Origin of the sequence: Chryseobacterium antibioticum, assembly GCF_012927325.1 — a bacterium.
Lineage (GTDB): Bacteria > Bacteroidota > Bacteroidia > Flavobacteriales > Weeksellaceae > Chryseobacterium > Chryseobacterium antibioticum.
On sequence record NZ_JABBGI010000004.1, the window covers coordinates 217,795 to 237,788 of the forward strand.

Annotated in this window: 16 protein-coding genes and 1 tRNA gene; 2 read left to right on the plus strand and 15 right to left on the minus strand. The window is 36.3% G+C overall.

The genetic code is table 11. The features are described from left to right. Positions 1 to 20: 20 nt before the first annotated feature. From pyrF to HHL23_RS04825, 7 genes are all read right to left on the minus strand, one after another. The gene (pyrF, locus tag HHL23_RS04795; RefSeq protein WP_169233671.1) at positions 21 to 1,400 is read right to left on the minus strand and encodes an orotidine-5'-phosphate decarboxylase; all 1,380 of its coding nucleotides are present in this window, start codon (positions 1,398 to 1,400) and stop codon (positions 21 to 23) included. Between the two features lie 124 nt (positions 1,401 to 1,524). Next, positions 1,525 to 1,866 carry a YkvA family protein gene (locus HHL23_RS04800; protein WP_169233672.1) on the minus strand — a complete coding sequence of 114 codons (342 nt, stop codon included), beginning with the start codon at positions 1,864 to 1,866 and terminating at the stop codon, positions 1,525 to 1,527. Between the two features lie 85 nt (positions 1,867 to 1,951). Then, a complete protein-coding gene (locus HHL23_RS04805; protein WP_169233673.1) occupies positions 1,952 to 2,491 on the minus strand; it encodes a TlpA family protein disulfide reductase in 540 nt (179 codons plus the stop codon). 49 nt (positions 2,492 to 2,540) lie between these two features. Next, positions 2,541 to 3,104 carry a thioredoxin family protein gene (locus tag HHL23_RS04810; protein ID WP_169233674.1) on the minus strand — a complete coding sequence of 188 codons (564 nt, stop codon included), beginning with the start codon at positions 3,102 to 3,104 and terminating at the stop codon, positions 2,541 to 2,543. Positions 3,105 to 3,121: 17 nt separating this feature from the next. Continuing rightward, positions 3,122 to 4,192, minus strand: coding sequence for a chorismate synthase (gene aroC / locus HHL23_RS04815; protein ID WP_076508475.1), 1,071 nt, complete (start codon positions 4,190 to 4,192; stop codon positions 3,122 to 3,124). Between the two features lie 50 nt (positions 4,193 to 4,242). Continuing rightward, entirely contained in the window at positions 4,243 to 5,811 is a 1,569-nt protein-coding gene (locus HHL23_RS04820) for an LIC_10190 family membrane protein (protein ID WP_228464624.1), read from the minus strand. Between the two features lie 114 nt (positions 5,812 to 5,925). After that, a complete protein-coding gene (locus HHL23_RS04825) occupies positions 5,926 to 6,480 on the minus strand; it encodes a glycine zipper domain-containing protein (RefSeq protein WP_169233676.1) in 555 nt (184 codons plus the stop codon). Between the two features lie 251 nt (positions 6,481 to 6,731). Here HHL23_RS04825 and HHL23_RS04830 point away from each other — a divergent pair, with 251 nt between their 5' ends. After that, positions 6,732 to 7,181 carry a hypothetical protein gene (locus tag HHL23_RS04830; RefSeq protein ID WP_169233677.1) on the plus strand — a complete coding sequence of 150 codons (450 nt, stop codon included), beginning with the start codon at positions 6,732 to 6,734 and terminating at the stop codon, positions 7,179 to 7,181. Positions 7,182 to 7,593: 412 nt separating this feature from the next. Here HHL23_RS04830 and HHL23_RS04835 read toward each other — a convergent pair whose 3' ends face one another. Beyond that, complete coding sequence (locus HHL23_RS04835) at positions 7,594 to 8,421, minus strand: glycosyltransferase family 2 protein (RefSeq protein WP_169233678.1); 828 nt, start codon at positions 8,419 to 8,421, stop codon at positions 7,594 to 7,596. A gap of 1,021 nt (positions 8,422 to 9,442) precedes the next feature. Between HHL23_RS04835 and HHL23_RS04840 the strand changes: the two genes are divergently transcribed. After that, positions 9,443 to 10,894, plus strand: coding sequence for a serine hydrolase (locus HHL23_RS04840; protein ID WP_169233679.1), 1,452 nt, complete (start codon positions 9,443 to 9,445; stop codon positions 10,892 to 10,894). Between the two features lie 1,237 nt (positions 10,895 to 12,131). On the opposite strand, the gene HHL23_RS04845 is transcribed toward HHL23_RS04840, so the two are convergent. From HHL23_RS04845 to thrA, 7 genes are all read right to left on the minus strand, one after another. Beyond that, positions 12,132 to 12,202: transfer RNA gene (locus HHL23_RS04845), tRNA-Cys, on the minus strand. A 67-nt stretch (positions 12,203 to 12,269) separates the two neighbouring features. Next, positions 12,270 to 12,749 carry an RDD family protein gene (locus HHL23_RS04850; protein WP_169233680.1) on the minus strand — a complete coding sequence of 160 codons (480 nt, stop codon included), beginning with the start codon at positions 12,747 to 12,749 and terminating at the stop codon, positions 12,270 to 12,272. A 28-nt stretch (positions 12,750 to 12,777) separates the two neighbouring features. Next, a complete protein-coding gene (locus HHL23_RS04855; protein WP_169233681.1) occupies positions 12,778 to 14,142 on the minus strand; it encodes a DUF4403 family protein in 1,365 nt (454 codons plus the stop codon). A 29-nt stretch (positions 14,143 to 14,171) separates the two neighbouring features. Then, the gene (folB, locus tag HHL23_RS04860; protein WP_169233682.1) at positions 14,172 to 14,543 is read right to left on the minus strand and encodes a dihydroneopterin aldolase; all 372 of its coding nucleotides are present in this window, start codon (positions 14,541 to 14,543) and stop codon (positions 14,172 to 14,174) included. Then, positions 14,540 to 15,853, minus strand: a complete 1,314-nt coding sequence (gene thrC, locus HHL23_RS04865; RefSeq protein WP_169233683.1) for a threonine synthase — start codon at positions 15,851 to 15,853, stop codon at positions 14,540 to 14,542. Before thrC ends, folB begins: the two co-directional genes overlap by 4 nt. Positions 15,854 to 15,876: 23 nt before the next feature. After that, positions 15,877 to 16,806: a homoserine kinase gene (locus HHL23_RS04870; protein WP_169233684.1), complete on the minus strand. Its 930-nt coding sequence runs from the start codon at positions 16,804 to 16,806 to the stop codon at positions 15,877 to 15,879. Between the two features lie 10 nt (positions 16,807 to 16,816). Further along, positions 16,817 to 19,267, minus strand: a complete 2,451-nt coding sequence (gene thrA / locus HHL23_RS04875; protein ID WP_169233685.1) for a bifunctional aspartate kinase/homoserine dehydrogenase I — start codon at positions 19,265 to 19,267, stop codon at positions 16,817 to 16,819. Between the last annotated feature and the right edge of the window lie 727 nt (positions 19,268 to 19,994).

Consider the following 19,994-nt stretch of genomic DNA (forward strand, 5'->3'; position numbering starts at 1 on the left):
TGAATATATTCAGCAGGATTTTAGCCCTGAACCACGTTTTTTTGCAAAGAATTAACATATGCATTCCAACCCTCATTTTTATAGGTAATGGCAGCCGTTTCCGGATCTTCAGATTTATAAATTCCCCTTCCTACAATAATGAAATCAGTATGAAGCATTTTGAAAACGTGTTCAGGAGTATTATACTGCTGTCCTTTATCGTCTCCTGAATCAGCAAGATTAACCCCTGGAGTGAAAAGCAGAAGCTCTTCAGGGATCTGGTTCTGAGAAACACCTCCAATTACATTAGGATGAGATAAAGCTACTTTTAGAGCCTCTTCACGATAGCTGGATGTAGTTAGTGCCCCTTTAGAAGACATGCCTACAATAGCAACCACACCTACATTTTTGAAGCAGTCTAATGATTCAAATCCTCCGATCACCTGTGACGTTACAAAATCTGCCCAATCTGTAATTTTAAATACACCACTCGTAAATTGAAGTTCCTGTGTATTACCAATATCTGCAAATTTTCTGTCCTCCATCAATAGGAATTGGTGTTTTTCAGCCAATACTTTTAACGGAACAATTGTTTTTTCGTAGTCAAAATCTGAAATGATATCAATATGCGTTTTCAATGCAATCACATGAGGGCCTACTTTTTCGGCAAGAGCAAGCAGTTCCTGTGTAGTGGTAACATCTGCGGAAGCAATCAGGTTTGATTTTTTTGCCAAAGCTGTTTCCAATAACTTTTTAGAAACTGAATGCTGTGCATGCTCCAATTTTTGTTCGTAAGAACTTCTTGTCTTTTCTTCAAACTGAATATGGTTCCCCTGAAGGAAATCCTGGATTCTTTTTACCTCTTCATCAGACAGTTCTCCGTTTTCCTGAAGAATAGTGCATACTTCTGAAATATTGAAAAGGGTATGAACTCTGTAACCTTTGCTTTCCAGTAATTGTTTTCCGCCTTGTTCTCTGTCAAGAACTACAACGATATCAGCTACTTTAAGATCTTCCTGTTCAACCTCCGCAATGGTTTCTACGAGAGATTTTCCGGAAGTGATCACATCCTCTACCAAAAGACAGTTCTGTCCTTTCTGATAAATTCCTTCGATGAGTTTTTTTGTTCCGTAGCTTTTTGCTTCTTTTCTTTTAATAATTAATGGGATATAGCTTTCCAAAGACATTGCAGTAGCCATCGGAAGCGCTGCATAAGGAACTCCGCAGATTAAATCAAAATTATCCAGAGGAAGCATGTCCAGTAAATAATTAGCCAGATTTTTTAAGATTTTAGGATCTGAAGCCAAAGGTCTCAGGTCTACGTAGAACGGACTTTCGATACCACTTTTTAGGGTAAATCTTCCGAATTTGATGATGCCCAGCTTGTAGCACTCTAAGAAAAATTCTTTTTTACTTTCCATTATTTTTTATTAGATACTGCAAATTTAATGATTTGAAATAAGGCTTAAAAATTTATCATCCATTTGTCAATAAAAAACCATCCCGAAATGTTTCGGGATGGCTTAAAAATATATCTGTAAAGTATTATTTTACAATTTCTGCGTCGATGATTTTAGTTCCGCTCATCCTTTGTTCAGCTTCCCACAGTAAGAATTTATCTACTTCCTTGATCAGCTTTGGAATCGTTAGCGATAATACTGCTAAATCATCCATGACACCTAAGACAGGTACTGCAAATTCAGGAAGCAGGTCAATAGGGGATATTACATAGAGAATTCCCAGAAGTGGAAGAATGATATCAATGGATCTTATCGGATATTCTCCTTTTCTCCATAATTTGACCATTCTGAAAATGTCAGGAATTTTTCTTACGAAACCTTTGTGGGCGATGGCCTCTTTGGCAAGATTCAATTTTGAATATTTCATTTTGTGTTTAGTTTAGATAAATTTTTCAACATAGTAAATTTCGCAAATTTTATACCAATAAACTATAAAATTTAGTTAAAAAAAACTACTTGATGATATTGTCAATGAACTGATGCACAGTCTCTGTGTTCCAATCTCTGTAGGCATCCTCCTTAATGATGATTCTTCCGTGCTGATCTATAAGAAAAGTAGTTGGGAATACTTTTGGAAGAATTTTTTCAGAAATAGGACTTTGGGCAATATATACCGGAACCGTATAGTTATTTTCTTTTAAAAACTTTCTTACTGCATCTTCTTTATCATTCATTGCGATGAGAACAAAATCTATATTTCCTTTTCTTGAATCATATAATTTCTGAATAGTTGGCCATTCTTTTCTGCATGGCGGGCACCAGGTTCCCCAGAAATTTAGGAAAACAGGTTTGTTCTTAAAAGCTTTAAGGTTGGTACTTGGTACATTGATTCCTTTCAGCTCGATGTCATAATCTTCCTCACTTACATGTACGGCATTTTCAATGGTAGCAATTGGAAAGAACTGGTCTCTCAGGTATTCTTTTACTCCGGGAACAAAAGCGATTACACCGATAATGATGATAAGGACAAGATAAATGATATTTTTTTTCATGCGTTGATCTTTACTGTTATTTTCTGCCGTATGGAATTCAATGTAATCATTACAATAATTCTAAAATCTCCTGAACTGCATCCTTGCCTCTGTTTTTGGCATAATACAGCTGCAAGTCGTTATAGAAATTATCTTTTGGATAAGCTTCAGGATCTGCTTTATGCTTCATGAGTAATTCATATCCATACTTCGGACGCGGTCCCCATGAGTTTTTTACATTAAAATCCTTGTCCAGAATAATTACTTTAGGAATGGATTCCGTCCCGTTCGTAAGATATTGATTGATTAAACTTTTATCATTGTCCCTAAGGAAAATTTTTACCTCGTTGTGTCCTTCGAAAAAAGTAACCAATGCCGGAACTGTAGCACTTGCGTCACCACACCAGGCTTCCGAGATGATCAGAATTTTTCCGTCAAAATTTTTAGAGGCCAATTCTTTTAACTGTTCTTCATCCGGCACATACTTTTTCAGTGTTCTGTCCATTCTCTGAAGTCCGAGTTCGTAGTATTGTTTATAGTCGATTTCCTGTGGATTGGAAGGATGTTCTAATCTTTCTTTTCCGATACGGATATATTCTTCAAAAGAAATACCCTGGTCCCAGTAATTTTTCATTACTAAAAATATTTATATTAAAAATTATTGATGTTTCTTGTTTTGTTGATCAAAAACAGGTCTGCCAGTACAAATGCAGCCAGGCTTTCCACAACAGGAACAGCTCTTGGCACTACACAAGGATCATGGCGTCCTTTTCCTTCTACAATGACAGGGTTTCCATATTTATCCACACTGTCCTGAGGTCTTAAAATCGTAGCGACAGGCTTGAATGCAGCACGGAAATAAATATCCATTCCATTGGAAATCCCCCCCTGAATTCCTCCCGAAAGATTCGATTTTGTGGTGAAATCTGTATTGAAGGCATCATTATGCTCCTTTCCTGTCATTTTAGCGCCACAGAAACCGCTTCCATATTCAAATCCTTTACAGGCATTGATATTCAGCATCGCTTTACCCAACTCCGCCTGAAGTTTAGAAAATATGGGTTCTCCAATTCCTACAGGTACGTTTTTGATAACGCAGGTAACCGTTCCGCCAATGGTATTGCCTTCTTTTTTGATCTCTTTAATTCTTTCTATCATTTTTTCGGCTGTTTCAGCATCCGGACAACGTACGTCATTGCTTTCTGTTTTTGAAAAGTCTAAAGCCTGATACGGTTTTTCACAGAAAATATCGCCTACCGAAGAAACATAAGCGTTGATCTCGATGCCTGATAAAAGCTGTTTAGCTAAAGCACCTGCAACCACCCAGTTGATGGTTTCTCTTGCTGAAGATTTTCCGCCTCCGCGATAGTCTCTGATCCCAAATTTCTGATCATAGGTGAAATCTGCATGACTGGGACGATATGAATCAGCAATGTGATCATAATCCTTAGACTTCTGATTTTCATTTTCTATAATAAAACCGATTGGGGTACCCGTTGTTTTTCCCTCAAAGATCCCTGAAAGAAATTTTACCGTGTCGCTTTCTTTCCGTTGAGTGACAATCGCAGACTGGCCGGGTTTTCTACGATCCAATTCATATTGAATTTTATCGAAATCTACCGTTAAACCTGCCGGAAAATTATTGATGATGCCGCCGTAAGCCACGCCGTGACTTTCTCCAAATGTTGTAAGACTGAGAAGATTACCTAATGTGTTGAACATAATACAAAATTACCTATTTTTCTTCAGATAATAAAGTTTCTGGATTTGTTCTATTTATCAGTGTTTTTGATAGTATTGATAATGTTCTCTGCTTCCCTTTTTTCCTGTGGTGTCAATTTTTTCCAGATCAATCCTTTTTTTATGTTTTTTTCGTCAATATACTGTGGGAAAATTCCTGATTGTACATCATCAATGACGTAACCCGAAGAAATTGCTGGAATGGGAGTGTCAAAATTAAAGGGGTAATCTTTTGATATATTGAATTTTAAATTTCCTGTCCGGAAAGTTTCGAATTTGTTGTAGTGGTAAGTTGACGGTTTGTACAGCTGTTCTTTTTTTAATCCGGCCATAAAATTTCCAGGCTTGAAACTCGGAATATAATGGCGGATGAAGTTGGGAAAACTTAAAATTCCCATGATCAGTAAACTTGATGCAGCGAAGAGCAGGAGTGACTTTTTTTTGCCAAAATGGATAAACAGGATAAAAAATATCACAAAAAATACATCAATAAAAAAACGGTACTGTGCCGAAAAGGCTAATACAAAGATGCTCTTTATTAATAAGGAGATACAGATCAGAGTGATGATCTTTTTCTTTTTAATGAAAGCGAAAACTGAAAACAGAACCAGACTTATAATGAAAAGACTGTTAATTTTTGATTTAATTCCGTCTAATAAAAACCAGGTTTTGACCGCGCTGTAAGAAGAGAATCTTTGAATCTCCCCATAGGTGTACTGCATGTCATATGTTTTCTGAATGGCGTATTGAGATGAAATTTTTAATATTTCAGGGTTTGGTTTCCAGCTGAATCCGAGATCACCTGCGGCTATCGGGAACACGGGGTAGCCGAATGTCCAGATATTTTTAATAAAGAATAATAAGAGGATAAGAATTCCGAAGACTGTGTTTTTATAATGAGGTTTAAAAATAAATGCAGAACATAGGAAGACCAGTATGGGAAGCCAGATCATAGTAGGCTTTACAGAGAAAATAAAAACGGAGTACGCGAAAAGAAGACTGATGTTTTTATTACCTGTTACGATTTCATTTAAAATAATTAAAGATAGGGTGATGACAGGCAAATCAGGGCTTGGTGATTGTGAGAAAAGCAAAAGTATAGGTATAAAACAAAGTTGTACCCAACTTTTTCTTTCAAAAATATAAAATGTGTAAACGATCAGTAGAATAGCATTGATCCTTAAAAAAGGATCTGAAAAACCGGAAAATCCTGCCTGGAAAATATGCCAGATAGACATCTGTCCCAACGTAAGATCCAGATTGGAAATACCCTTTACCAGACCATATTCCGTGAGCCATTTGATCGTAGGAACATAGTATCCGAAATGATCTAATATATAAGGGTAAAAGGAACTGCTATATAAAATGACAAGTGAAATACTGCCGATTAAAACAGAATCTTTCTTAGAGAACCTATAAAATTGGAGGTACAGTTTCTTTTTGAAGAAAAATAAAATCCCTGCTGATACAAAAGGAATTTCTACATATATACTAATAGGAATAAAAAATGCCAATACCGTCCAGATAAGACTTAATCCCAATATTCCCAATAAAATACTTCCCGAAATTCCACGGGTTAAGGTGCCGAATATACTTTCCATAATTTTTCCCCATCCTGCTAGGACAGAGATAATGAGAACCGAGGAAAATAAAAGTAACATCATAAAAAAAGATTGCCTAAAAATAAGCAATCTTTAAATGTTATCGTGAAAATATTAATTACGTGGTTGAACTCTTCCGTCCTTTCTGTCTCCAGCTCTACCGATCGTATAACCGGTCGCGCCACCAACTACACCACCAATCACGGCTCCGAGACCTCTGTTTTTCTTAGCAACAATAGCTCCTACTGCAGCGCCACCCACGGCACCAATAGCAGTTCCTTTAGCGGCTTTACTCCATCCTTTTTTCTTTTGGGTTGTTGTTCCCTGTGAAGAAGTATTTCCATTGTCTGCATAAGTTCCTCCTCCTGAATTAGTGTTGGATACTCTGTCTCTATATACTGTTTTCGTTTCTCTTATGATTTGAGGTTTTGAATTGCTCGTGGCAGCTGCCTGAGATTTTTTACTTTCTGAGATGCTGTCTACTTTTTTCTGTGCCTCATATACTAATTTTTCTTTCTCAATGGCCAGCTTTTGCTTTTCAATATCAAGTTGTCTTGCCTGGAATTCAAGTTTCTGTTCTTCCAGTGATTTTTCAGCTGTCCTTTCGTCTTTCTTGCAGGCCGTCAGTAAGAAGACTGATAAAAAACCTGCTAATACTATCTTTCTCATAATTAAAATTTTAATAAGTAGTCTTAGCCAAAACGGCGGCAACTGTTTATATATTTTCAATTATGAAGCCAAAATTTAGTTAAGGAGTGTTAAAATATAATATTTTAAGATAAAATTTAATTTTTTTCTCAGAACCCACTTCGGTCATTTCTGTTTACAGCTGCGGTTTTGGAATGTAATTTTTAGTTAATCAAGTGTTTTTATTCAGTTCACATGAATTGGTTATTTTTGGAATACCAAATTACTTTAATATGAAAATAGCAATTTTTAAAACGATGGCTTTTGTAGCCTTGTCGGTTACGGCCCTATCATGTTCTTCCAATGATGATATCATGGCAGATGTTCAGCCTCAAACTCATTCTGAAACATCAAAAGAAGTTTCGAAAACACAAACCTATAAAGTGAGATTTGGTCTTATTTCTTTGGACGGGACCAAGACTCTTTCCGGGAATCATGATGTAGGAAGCTTTCTGGCTGAGAATACAGTAACAGGAGAGATTTATGATACTTATTATGGGGGAGGATTTCAAACACTTCCAGGGTATTATGATGGAATTCCTGCAGGAACCTATACATTTTCTGCAATGCAGGGCCAAGGAGGATGGACAGGTTACGGATCAGTGACTGGAACTGTGTCTGATACTCAGGTAGATGCCGATGGTTATATTACGGTATATATTCCGGTTACCTGGGCAGAGTAGGACTTTATGTAAAATAAATATCAATTGTATAGATCCTCGAAAGAGGATTTTTTCGATGAATAGAGGGAAAGAAGGTTTTTTTTCCCATTATTTAGAATTTTATTAAATTGAGTATTATAAAAACTGGAAATTATTCATTGATTATTTTGTTTGTCTTGTCAATACCTTCTATTTTGGGATGTTGTTTGATTTGATAAAATATAATCTCCTGGAAAACGATATAGCAGAAAAGATAATAAGACATTTATTGTCGACGAATTCTGTTTAGATTTTTCTAAATAGATTTTTTTCATCATTTGTGTTTTTAGGCCTCCTAAATTGGAGGCTTTTTTATTTATGGTAAAGCACAAATAGTGAAGGGCTATTATTGTTTGTCTATAGAAAAAAAACTTCTTACAATGAGAAGCCTTAGCTATATATTGAAAGTTACCTTTACTTTATTGATCAGTCTGTGAAGTTTTTGAGTCTGATAGTTCAGGAGCTCATAGATTTCCTGAGGGTTAGTATATGCCTCCGGTACGATCTGATTATTGATCTTTTTGATGCCTCTTCTTTTCATGGTATCGTGGATCACTTTGGCGAAGGATTCCTTTGCATCCGGCTTGAAGCCTTGCTGAGAAATACCGTTAGAATGGAGTCTGTACAGGTATAATGGCTCTTTTATGTATTTTACGTTGCCATGCTCAAGAATTTTCAGATAGAGATCCTGATCTACTGCACTTTTAAGATTGGGATTGATGCCGGAAGTCTTCAGGTAAGTTTCTTTTTTGAAGGTAAAGAAATGCGAAAACTGAATAGGGCAGTTGAAAAAATATCTGCTGTTGTAAATCTGTTTTGTACTTGCAAATACTTTTTCCGGATTAAGATTTTCGTCGCACAGTATCATCTGGGAATAGGCTGCTGTAATGTCGTTTTTAGCAAATTCGTGTACTATTTTTTCTAAGGAATTGGCATAAATAGCATCATCGGGATCCAGATAGGCACATATTTCTCCTTCTGCATATTTCATGCATTCTCTTTTGGTGTAGCCGCAGCCTTGATTGGAGGTATTTTTATAGATTCTGAAACGGGAGTCATTTTTTATAATACCTTCAATTACTTCTACGGAATCATCAGTAGATGCATCATCAACAATTATAACTTCCCAGTTTTGATAGGTCTGGCTTATCAACGAGTTATAGCAGTCTCTAAAGTACTTACCATTGTTATAATTGGCTATCAGTATAGAGAATTTTATCACGTTATATTGAATTAAAGATTAATGTAAAATTATAAAATAAAACATTGAAAAAAGATGACCTGGGTCATAGTGTATCTGATATTTTTTTATTATATTCTAAGATTATGATATTATATGTTAGTTTATAATTGATTATGCGTATGAATAGTGTAAGTTGTTATCAGTCTTTAATCTGCTTATATTTTAATGATATTCAACATAACTTTCTATCGTGTTGATTATTTTATGTTAATAGATTTTATCTAATAAAATTAATTTCAACAATAGGTGTTGTGGTGTACAAAATCCACTTACATTCAATTTTTTTAAAAGGAGAATTTGAGGTTAATTTTTAATATTACAGGTAACGATTCTCAAATTTTGAATTGTGCTTTAGAAGAAAATCGATGCAATGTGAAGATGAATTTTATGACTCAACTCATAAAATCAACACGACAAAACATACTATTTTTGAATTGTAGAATTAAACGAGAGATAATTATTTATTAGATTATAAGAATTTTTTCATCATTTGTGTTTTTTAGGCCTCCATTGGAGGCTTTTTACTTTAAGATACTTTTCATGCATCATAAAAGTGAAGTAAAGAAACTTTTGAAAAAGTAGATTTTATAGCCGCAAGAATATGATCTTTATCATAAACTTGAATTGAAAATCTGAACAGTATACATTTTCATGACTTTATTGAACTTCCCATTTTGTGGGAATTTTTTGTTTTTTGAGGAGGAATAAGAAGCGTCAACTTAACTGCTTCATAGATAATATCTTTTAGAAATATCTAAAAGTATTTTTTATTAGCGTATTGTTTTGGCATGATTTTTCAATACATGAAGCAACTCATGTTTAATTTGAGTTTTCATGGTTATTAGTTTTTATCCTCAGAGCAATCTGAGGATTTTTTTTTACCGGATTTTTGATGTTTATATCTGGTAATACTGAGGCTAAAAATATTTTAGGCTTGCTGTAAATTAGCTAAAGAATGTAACAGATTTGATTTTCAGTTGTTTTATATATAAATTAAACCATGAAAATCTACCTTCTCATTATGTTATTAATAGTTTCATTACCCTCTTTTGCCCAGGATGTAAGTTCTGGAGTGGATGAAATCATTAACAGGGAAATGAGCATAAGACGAATCCCCGGAGTACAAATTGCCATAGTTCAGAATGGAAAAATTGTTTTAAGCAAATCCTATGGTGTTTCAAGTGTACAGGACAATATTCCGGTAACCAATACCACTATTTTTCCCCTTAATTCAAATACTAAGATCTTTACGGGTGTTGCAGTTATGCAATTGGTTGAGCAGGGAAAAATAAAGCTGGGTGCTACTATCAATACGTATTTGGATGATCTGCCTTTGGAATGGCAGAAAATAACAGTCGATCAATTATTGACTCATATTTCCGGATTGCCCGATATTTTACAGCTTTTTGATCCTGCTACAGGAAATATCGGACCGTTACGGACTGAAAAAGCTATTTGGGAAAAACTGAAAACAATTCCTTTAGATTTTAAAACTGGAGAGCAGTTCAGTTACAATCAAACCAACTATTACTTATTGGGTAAGATAATTGAAAAGTTGACCTGTCAGCCGTTTGCCGATTTTTTTGAGGAAAAACAATTTAAGATTGTTCCTTTAAAGCATACCCTGTTTGGAGATTCCAGAGATGTGATTCCTCATTATGCACCTAGTTACAGTTATAGAAATTTTTTTGATGGGAAAAGAACAAATCAGGATAAGCTGATTAATAATTATTATGAATTTCCGGATTTTAGCCGTACTTCAGGAGGGCTTAACAGTACTTCTGAAGATGTCGCCCGTTGGATTATTGCTTTACAAAATGGTCAATTGTTGCAAAAACCTTCAACATTAGACCTGATGTGGTCGCCAGGCACATTCAATAATGGAACACCAACCGATTGGGTACGGGGCTGGGGAATTGCAAAGCTTAGGAAGCACCATAAAGCAGTGGGAATGTCTGGCGGAAACAGATCTGCTTTGCTCATATATCCGGATGATCGTTTATCTGTAATCGTATTAACCAATCTAGGAGGAAGTTCTCCCGAGGATTTTATAGAAGAAATTGCCGGATGTTATATCCCTGATATAATTAAAGCTGATCCATTAACCTATCTTAGAAAAAATCTGCAAAAGATCGGATTTGAAAATGCAATAGATTTTGTGAAGAAAGAGAAAAAACAAAATCCCGATTTTAATCCAAAAGAATTTGAGCTGAACAACTGGGCATATCGATTGATGAGCACGAATCAGCAGAAAGAGGCATTGGGGATTTTTAAACTCAATGTATATTTATTTCCTGACAGCTGGAATGTTTATGACAGCTATGGTGAAATACTGTTAAAAGCAGGTGATAAAAATAAGGCAATTGAAATGTATAAGAAGTCTATACAGTTAAACCCAGATAATGAGAACGGGAAAAAGATTTTGGAACAGATTCAAAATTCAAAAAATTAAAAATATTACTGAATCACAGATAATGCTTATTTATGAAGCAATAGAGAGGGATTGTAAGAAGAAAAGAAGGGTGTAAAAGAGCTTTGTTAATTAATTTTTTCAAAAAAAATCAAAAAAATTTCAAATGTTTTACATTTTGGTACGATTTTTCAATGTAATCAAGCAACTCATGTTTAATTTGAGTTTTCATGGTTATTAGTTTTTATCCCCGGAGCAATTCGGGGATTTTTTTTTGCCTGTCATAAAAGGTTCGTGTTTTTACCATTTTTATACGTCTTCGGATCATCGAAAGTGTACGTTTTATGGGAGAGTTTTGTCTTGTTTTTGAATGCCGGAGAGAAGTGCATTGGCCATGATAAGAAGTTATATGTTTTTTTAGGCTCAATTTATCCTTCGTAAATAATCCCCGTTCATATTCGGAGACAACCTGTCTTTTGAATGCCTCACTATATTCTTCTAAAGGGGGCGGATGTTTTTTTTTATCCATAAATAAGGCTGACTGTTTTTATTTTTTTTGTCAACCTTTTTCAGGACGAGACAGGGTAATAAAAACCCCTCTGTAAAAGAGGGTTATATTTATTAAGTACAAGTTTGAGTGCTGCAGTAGTTTCCAACCGGATGATAGCAACATCTGTAGTTATCATCTGGACAGTGCGACCCACCACAGGCAACACCTATTGGATCTGTTGGGATCTTTTTGTCAGTTGGATTTATTGCTTTTCCTGCAATTGTTTTTTTTAGTTCTTTTCTTGTTAATTTTCGCATTTTATGAATAGTTATTCGTTAGGTCTCAAATATAGTAATATTCCCCGAATTTAGAATTATTTTTAATAAATATTATGTCTAATAGAGGGATATTGTAGGAATTCATATTTTAATCAGCTATATTAAAACAAATCTGAAATTAATGTTTTGAATGAAAAGTTGATGCAGGTAATAGGATGGGTAGCAACAGTCACTGCTATGGCGATGTACTTTTCTATATCCCTCAAATAAAACATAATTTAAATGGTGATAAAGGCGATACCATCATTTTATCATATATTTCATTGCTGAAAATTTACACTTAGCCTCTCGTGTCTCGGGAGGCTTTTATTGTGAGGAACTTTTAAAGAATCAAGTCGTTATTAAATCATAGGAATATAGGCATACTTTTGACTTGTAAATATAGATAGACAGATCCCAAAACAAAAAACCTCTAAAAATCTATTAATAAGATAATTAGAGGTTTTTAAAGAGGTACCTAGCGGATTCGAACCGCTGTAGATGGTGTTGCAGACCACTGCCTAGCCGCTCGGCCAAAGTACCATTTTTACCATTTTTGAGGTGTGCAAATATAGCAAAAATTCTTAATGAACAAAAATTTTTAAATAATTTATTTCGCCCCAATGCTGTTGATATCACTTTTTAGCTGTCTTTCAGCGTCATAATTTTTAATGTTGATCACACGGGTATTGCTCCAGCTGTCATGAAAGCCATTTTCACTTAAAAATGACAGTTGATCAACCAGTATAACTCCTCTTATAATATTTCTTAAAAAATAATTTCCTGCAGATGGTTTTTGGCCATCAGTCATGATTACTCTGGTTCCGGTAATTAACTTTCCAAGGCTTCTTCCTCCGGTAACCGTTTCCATGGCAAAAGAAAACAATATATAGAAAATAATGGCGATCACTCTTTGTATAAGATCATTGGCATTGGCCATCCATTCTCTAAAAGCGGGACTGATAAGCATCAGTATCGTAAGAACGACAAAAAATACAATATAAAAAGCAACAAGGTCAATTAAATAATTAGCAAATCTTGCTCCTTTGGAAGCTCGATGTCTATCAACAATCTGTAAATATTTTCTCATGTTTAATAATTAGTTTTTTTTATTAATTTTAAATTCCGTTGATGATTAGTTTTAAAGTAGCACTCGTTTCAATCACCGCAGTGATTCCCGATTCATTTAAAAGAATGCTGCCAGGTTTCAGATTATAGACCCTTCCATTCATTTTTAAACCTTTATAATATTCCTTATTAAATGCGTCTTCGATACTTTTCTTTGAAGCCAGTTCCAGATCCTGCGTTGGAATTCCGTATTCATCTTCGATCATCTTAACGATTTTTCCTTTAAAAATAAGAGTAGCTGTTTTCTGTAGAATATTAGCCGTTCTGAGGTTGAATTTCGTATTAGACAACACGATTTTCTTTTTTGTCTCATCATATACCGGAATCCCGGAAATAAGCGCTTTACCATTCACATAACCTTCCGTTTCAGCTTCAACAATGACCCTTCCTTCAGCACCATAAACCCTCACATCTTTGATCTTTATTTTAGAACCCCGGACATCATATTCTTTGTTCATGAACATATTCCTCGCAATAGCCGTTGCCTCAGAGAAAGGAACATTTGCAGTGGTCTGCAGGAGAAATTTGTCCGCCAAAACCGGGACTACATTAAAGTTACCCGCTGATTTTACTGAGGGTGATGCAGCAGGTTTGCTTCCTGTAAACGTTTCCGAATAAATATCCATTCCTATATTGGTGGTGATCTCATTTCCATAGAATTTCAAAGGAGTCATATTCACACCTACAGGGCTTATTTTCAGCCAGGTATTATATTCCTCAGAAATATTGAAAGGCTGCGAAAAAACGTTCCATGCCATGACAGCGTACTGTTGGAAATTCAGTTGGGTCGTCATCTGCTGATCAATCGTTTTAGCAAATTTCCCTTGCTGTTCTTTGAGACTTTTTTCTACCAGAGAAGTGATGGGAATCTGTATTTTGCCATAATCAAGAACAGGCTTTGTGACCCATCTGAAGCCGTTGGGTTGTGTATTGGTGGAAATTGTCCAGTTGCTGTTAAAACTGATTGTCGTATTAAAGGACATCACCGTTTCAAAGGTCGTGTTCTGGTAAGAATAAACCCCCAAAGTACCAATTCCTTTTTCCGCCCAGATTTTTAACGGAACTTCGATCAGTAGATTTTGGCTTGTTCCACCCACCAGACGAATAGGGCGGGTTTTCCACACCTTTACTTTGAACTGGTCATTATTGTTATCCGTATAAGAATCATCCTGGAATACCAGCTCTTTTACCGAAGCATTGATCATATTACTGATCTCTGAAAGCGGAATCGTTACCGGCATTGTAATGCTGGATTTTATCTTAGGGAAATTATAAACGGCAGATTGATTATTAACCGCAGTCTGTCCGAAAACGACCGTAAAGCTTAATAAAAATAATAATTTGATGGATTTCAATTTCTTTATATTTTTTGTGAAATAAAAATTTATAGATCGCCAGGTTTAAAGCTTCTTTCCAGTTCAATACTTGCGCCTTTCATTTCGCCCTGCATCGGTGGGGAAGTTTTTGTGATCTTCAATTTGATGTAGGAGATTTGGGGGAAATTTTCATGGATCTTTGTGATAATTCTTCCTGCCACATGTTCCAGTAATTTGGATGGGATGGCCATTTCCTGGTGAATAATACCGTTGATATCTGCATAACTTATCGTATCATTCAGATCATCTGTTTCTGCAGCTTTCCAAAGATCCGTGTGCAGCTCCGCATTTAAAATATAATAGGTCCCGATGATATTTTCTTCGGGCAGCACACCGTGGTAGGCATATATTCTTACATCTTCCAGAAAGATCTTGCTCATTGTTCCTGATTTTTATTCAGCAAAAATCGTTTTAATTCTTCAAAGTCTGTATTAATTTCTACAGTTTTTTTCTCCTGCTTCATCAGATCATTCAGGGCTTCCGGAATCTCAATCTTAATATGCGCTGCTTTTTCTACTGCTTCAGGGAATTTTACAGGATGTGCAGTTCCCAATATAAATCCTTTCTTACCCGGATTTTCATGCAGGTATTTCTCAAGAGAATCAAAAGCGACTGCACTGTGAGGATCCAGAATATATCCGTATTTTTCATGAACTTCTTTGATCGTTTGCAGCGTAGATTCATCATCTGTTGAATAGCCGGTGATCATATTTTTAAGTGTATCAAACTGATGTCCGAAAAGTTCCATGATTCTCGTAAAATTGCTGGGATCGCCAACATCCATAGCATTGGATATAGTTGCTAAGGCTTTCTTAGGTTGATAATGATTGGTTTTTAAATAATCAGGAACCACATCATTTTCATTACAGGCAGCAATAAAATGTTCCGCAGGAAGCCCCCGGAAATAAGTCAGAAGTCCCGCGCAGATATTCCCGAAATTCCCACTTGGAACACAGATGACAGGATTTTCATGTTCATGCTTCTGCCATTGTTTTAAAGCTAATACATAATAGATTTGCTGCGGAAGCCATCTGGAAATATTAATCGAATTGGCTGAAGTCAAAAACAGTTCAGAATTAATACTTTCATCCGAAAAAGCTTGCTTAACAAGATTCTGACAGTCATCGAAATTCCCATTGACCTCCAGAGCAGAGATATTTCCACCAAGTGCAGTAAGCTGTTTTTCCTGAACGGCACTCACCCTGTTTTTGGGATAAAGAATAACGACATTGATTCCCGGAACATTATAAAATCCGTGGGCAACGGCTCCACCCGTATCACCGGAAGTAGCCACGAGCACCGTTACTTTTTTTTGCTGATCCTGTAGAAAATAAGAAAGGCAGCGGCTCATAAATCTGGCGCCCACATCTTTGAATGCCAAGGTTGGTCCATGGAATAGTTCCAGAATGGATATCTGCTCATTGATTTTTTTTAAAGGAATTTCAAAACTGATGGTCTCGGCAGCAATATTTTTTAATACTTCCTCCGGAATTTCATCTCCGATAAAATCTTTCATACATCTGAAAGCAATTTCCTCATCAGAATACAAATGAAGATTGTTGATGAATTCTTCATCAAACTGAGGAATTCTTTCCGGGAAGAATAAGCCTTTTTGGCTGCCCTGACTTTTGATCGTGGCTGTTTTGAAATCAACGGTTTCCTGTTTATCTTTTAAATTATAATACTTCATTGTTTTTAATTTATTGGTTTTCATCATTCACCTTCTTCCACGATCTCAATCCCCGCAGGATTTATTTTTGATACATACACAAAACTCTCGATTTCAATTTCATCATATACAGATTTCATCAGCTTGGCAATTTTCTCAGCCGTTTCTTTTTCCTCTGTCAGCATGAAAATAGAAGGCCCTGATCCTGAAATTCCACCTCCTAGAGCACCAGCTTCTAAACTTTTCATTTTGATTTCGTCAAATTTGGGGATCAAAATGCTCCTTACAGGTTCTATAATCACATCGTTCAAGCTTCTTCCGATCAAAGGGATATCATTTTTAAGGATTCCGGCCACTAATCCGGCGATATTTCCCCACTGTTCTACTGCATCTTTCAGAAGAATGTTTTTCTTTAGGATTTGTCGTGCATCGGAAGTCTTTACCTCAACCTGCGGATGTACGGCAACCACAAACAGATCAGGAGTGCTTAATGGAATAATATCGATAGGGGAGGAGGATTTAACCAATGTGATTCCGCCGTAAATGCACGGAGCAATATTATCTGCATGACGTACCCCGGAAGCAAGCTCTTCCCCAAACATGGCAAAATGGATCATCTCCTCGTTGGATAAAATATTTCCTAATAATACATTGGCTCCAAAGGCGGCTCCGGCGGCACTTGCCGCACTGGAGCCGAGCCCGCTGCCTGGTTTTATGTGTTTGCGGATCGTTACCTCAAAACCTTTCGTCAGTTGAAGATGTTGTTGTATATTCTGGAGGACAACGCCTGCCACATTTTGAGAAGGCTCTTCCGGAAGACCGAAATGATCTTCATGTTTAATAATGATTTCGGGAGTGTCCAGTAATTTCAGTTCCATTTCATCATAGGGCTCATGGATCGCCATTCCCAGAATATCAAATCCGCAAACCAGATTGGCAACGGTCGCCGGAACTTTTATTTTTATTTTTTTCATATTGTTTATTTTAAACGGAGCGTATAATATCTGCAAAAACACCACTGGCGGTTACTTCGGCTCCTGCACCGGCGCCTTTTACAACAAGAGGCTGTTCGGAATATCTTAAAGTTTTGAAGATGACAATATTATCTTTACCGTAAAGGTGATACAAATCGCTGTCCGGAGCGGCATGCTGCAATCCAACTTTGGCCTTTCCGTCTTTAAACGCGGCCGTATATTTTAAGATCTTACCTTCTTTTTGAGCCTGATTCAGTAAACTTTTAAAATGATCTTCATACTCAGTAAGCTTTACATAAAAGTCTTCTACACTTCCCTGAAGACATTCTTCAGGAAGAAAGCTTTCATTTTCAATATCTTCGAACTGGAGAGCATATCCTGCTTCTCTGGCTAAAATTAAAATCTTGCGGGCTACGTCAGTTCCTGTAAGGTCCAGACGGGGATCCGGTTCTGTATAACCTTCTTTTTGAGCCTGAGCTACAACTTCTGAAAAGGTTCTGCTTCCGTCATAATTATTAAAAACAAAATTTAAGGTTCCACTTAATACAGCCTGGATAGACGTGATTTTATCCCCGCTTTTCATCAGATCATTAATGGTTCCAATAACTGGAAGTCCGGCGCCCACATTGGTTTCAAAGTGAAAATTACAATTATGGTTTCGTGCCGTATTTTTTAAAGTTTTATAATGTTCAAAATCTGAGGAAGCAGCGATTTTATTGCAGGCCACAATATTGACGCTTCTTTTTAATAAACTTTCATAAATATCCGGTACCAATGAACTTGCAGTAACATCAATAAATACTGAATTCCGAAGATTTCGTGAGATAATTTCTTCTGCAAATCCATGAACTGATGCTTCAATCCCTTTTTCGCTCCAGTTTTTGAACTCGTCTTCAGGAATTCCTTTATCGGAGAAAAACATTTTCCGGCTGTTTGAAATACCCGCAATCCGTAAATTGATCAAATGATTTTCCTGTAGATAATCATTTTGATCATAAATCTGCTGAACAAGCTTTGAACCCACATTTCCGGTTCCGCAGAGATACAGATGGACCTGCTTGATTTCTGATTCAAAGAATTCCTCATGAAGAATATTGACCGCTTTTCTGGTATCTTTTTCCGAAATAACAATGCTGATATTTCTTTCTGAAGATCCCTGGGCAATAGCTCTGATATTGATGCCGTTATTTCCCAAACACCCGAACATTTTTGCACTGATGCCACTTCTGTTCTTCATGTTTTCTCCTACGAGCGCAACAATGGAAAGTCCCGTTTCTATTTTTACGGGAGCCATTCTGTGGAGTTGTATATCATCTTGGAAAGTAGAATTCACTACATTCTCTGCATGAAACACCTCTTTTTCATTAACAGCTATGGTAATGGAATGTTCCGATGAGCCCTGGGTAATAAGAATGACATTTATTTTTTCAAAGCTTAAACATTGGAACAGCTTTGCCGAAATTCCCGGAATACCTACCATTCCGCTGCCTTCCAAAGTAAGAAGTGCAATATGGCTCATATTGGAAACTCCTGCTGCAGCCTGTTGCTTTTTGTCTGCTGACTTATTCAGCCTATGGGAAACCAAAGTTCCATGTGCATCCGGATCAAAAGTGTTTTTGATCTTAAGGTCAATGTTTTTTGCCATCACAGGTTGTATGGATGGGGGATAGAGAACCTTAGCCCCAAAATGGGAAAGCTCCATTGCTTCATGGTAAGAAATCTCAGGAATAGGTTTGGCATGGGAAGCCAATCTCGGATCTGCAGTCATCATCCCGCTTACATCAGTCCAGATCTGGAGCTCGTCGGCAGAGACAGCGGCTGCAATAATAGCGGCAGTATAATCAGAACCGCCTCTTCCCAATGTTGTCATATTGCCATTCTGATCTTTGGCAATAAAACCGGGCGCGACAATGATCTGATTTTGATGATTGGCAACATAGTTTTTTAAATTGTCTTCAGTGATTTCAAAATCTACTTTCGCATGGGTGAAACTGCTGTCAGTTCTGATAAGTTCAGCTGCATTCATCCATATGCAGTCTAGTCCTTCGTACTGAAGTCTGGCTGCGATAAGATTTGACGAAAGAAATTCGCCATACGAGGTGATTCTATCCCTGATCTTATCCGTAAATTCTCCCAATACGTAGATTCCACTGTAGATATCTTCCATATCGTTGAAATGTTTTTTAACAAAGCTTAGCCATGAACTCTGGTCTAAAACAGGGATCAGTTCTTTGACGAGATCCAGGTGCTGTTCTTCCAGATCTTTGATGATTGGAATGTAATTTTCGTCTTTAGCAGAGGCATACTCTGCAGCTTTTATCAGGGTATCGGTAATCCCATGAAGGGCTGAAACTACAACAATAATCCTGTTATGTAAAGATTCTTTTTTAACAATATGTTCTGCCAAAAGGATATTCCGGGCATTGGCGACAGATGTACCGCCGAATTTTAAGATTTTCATCCAATATGTATTTGAGGTTGGGTAAAACGAAATGGCTACTCTTTAAAAAAAAGAGTGCGGGTGCAGGAAATGATATGTGAAAATGTACCCCGCTACGGGGTAGTTGTTGTAGTTGATGTAGAAACAGAAGATAGCCCCGAAATAAGTAATTCCGGTGTAGAAATATCTGATATGTTTCTTAGAAAGTTCATTCTTTACGAGACAAATGTACAAATTATTTTGAAACGACCAATTTTTAATAGTAGAAAATATATTTCCTTTTTTAGAGATGTATTTTTTTTGTAATTGGTTAAAAATGTTATATTTAGAATTCTAATTATAATAAAATTAATCATGAGAAATTCAAAAAAATTAAACAGAGAAAATTTAAGAGCTATTATTGGAGGGATGGCAGACAATTGTGCTGTTGATCTCGATTGCTGACCAAAAGGTTGTGCTGTGTGTCCGGATTTTAGAGGCCGTAAAGTTTGTCTTTATCTTTTCCCTTATGACCCATCGATTCCGGGTAGCTGTCCAGTTTTTGAGGGATAGTAACTCGTATGAAAGACTAACAATCTGTAGTAAAAAATATCAAAATTACTCAAGAAAAAAAATTATAAGGAGTCCGTCTCACAACCAGTGAGGCGGATTTTTTTTGTATTTATTCGTTTTTCTTTTGAAGTTTTTTCCAGTTTGAAAAGTGTCTCTTATGCCACTTTCTTTCTTAGGTTGTGAGCTAAAGCATGTA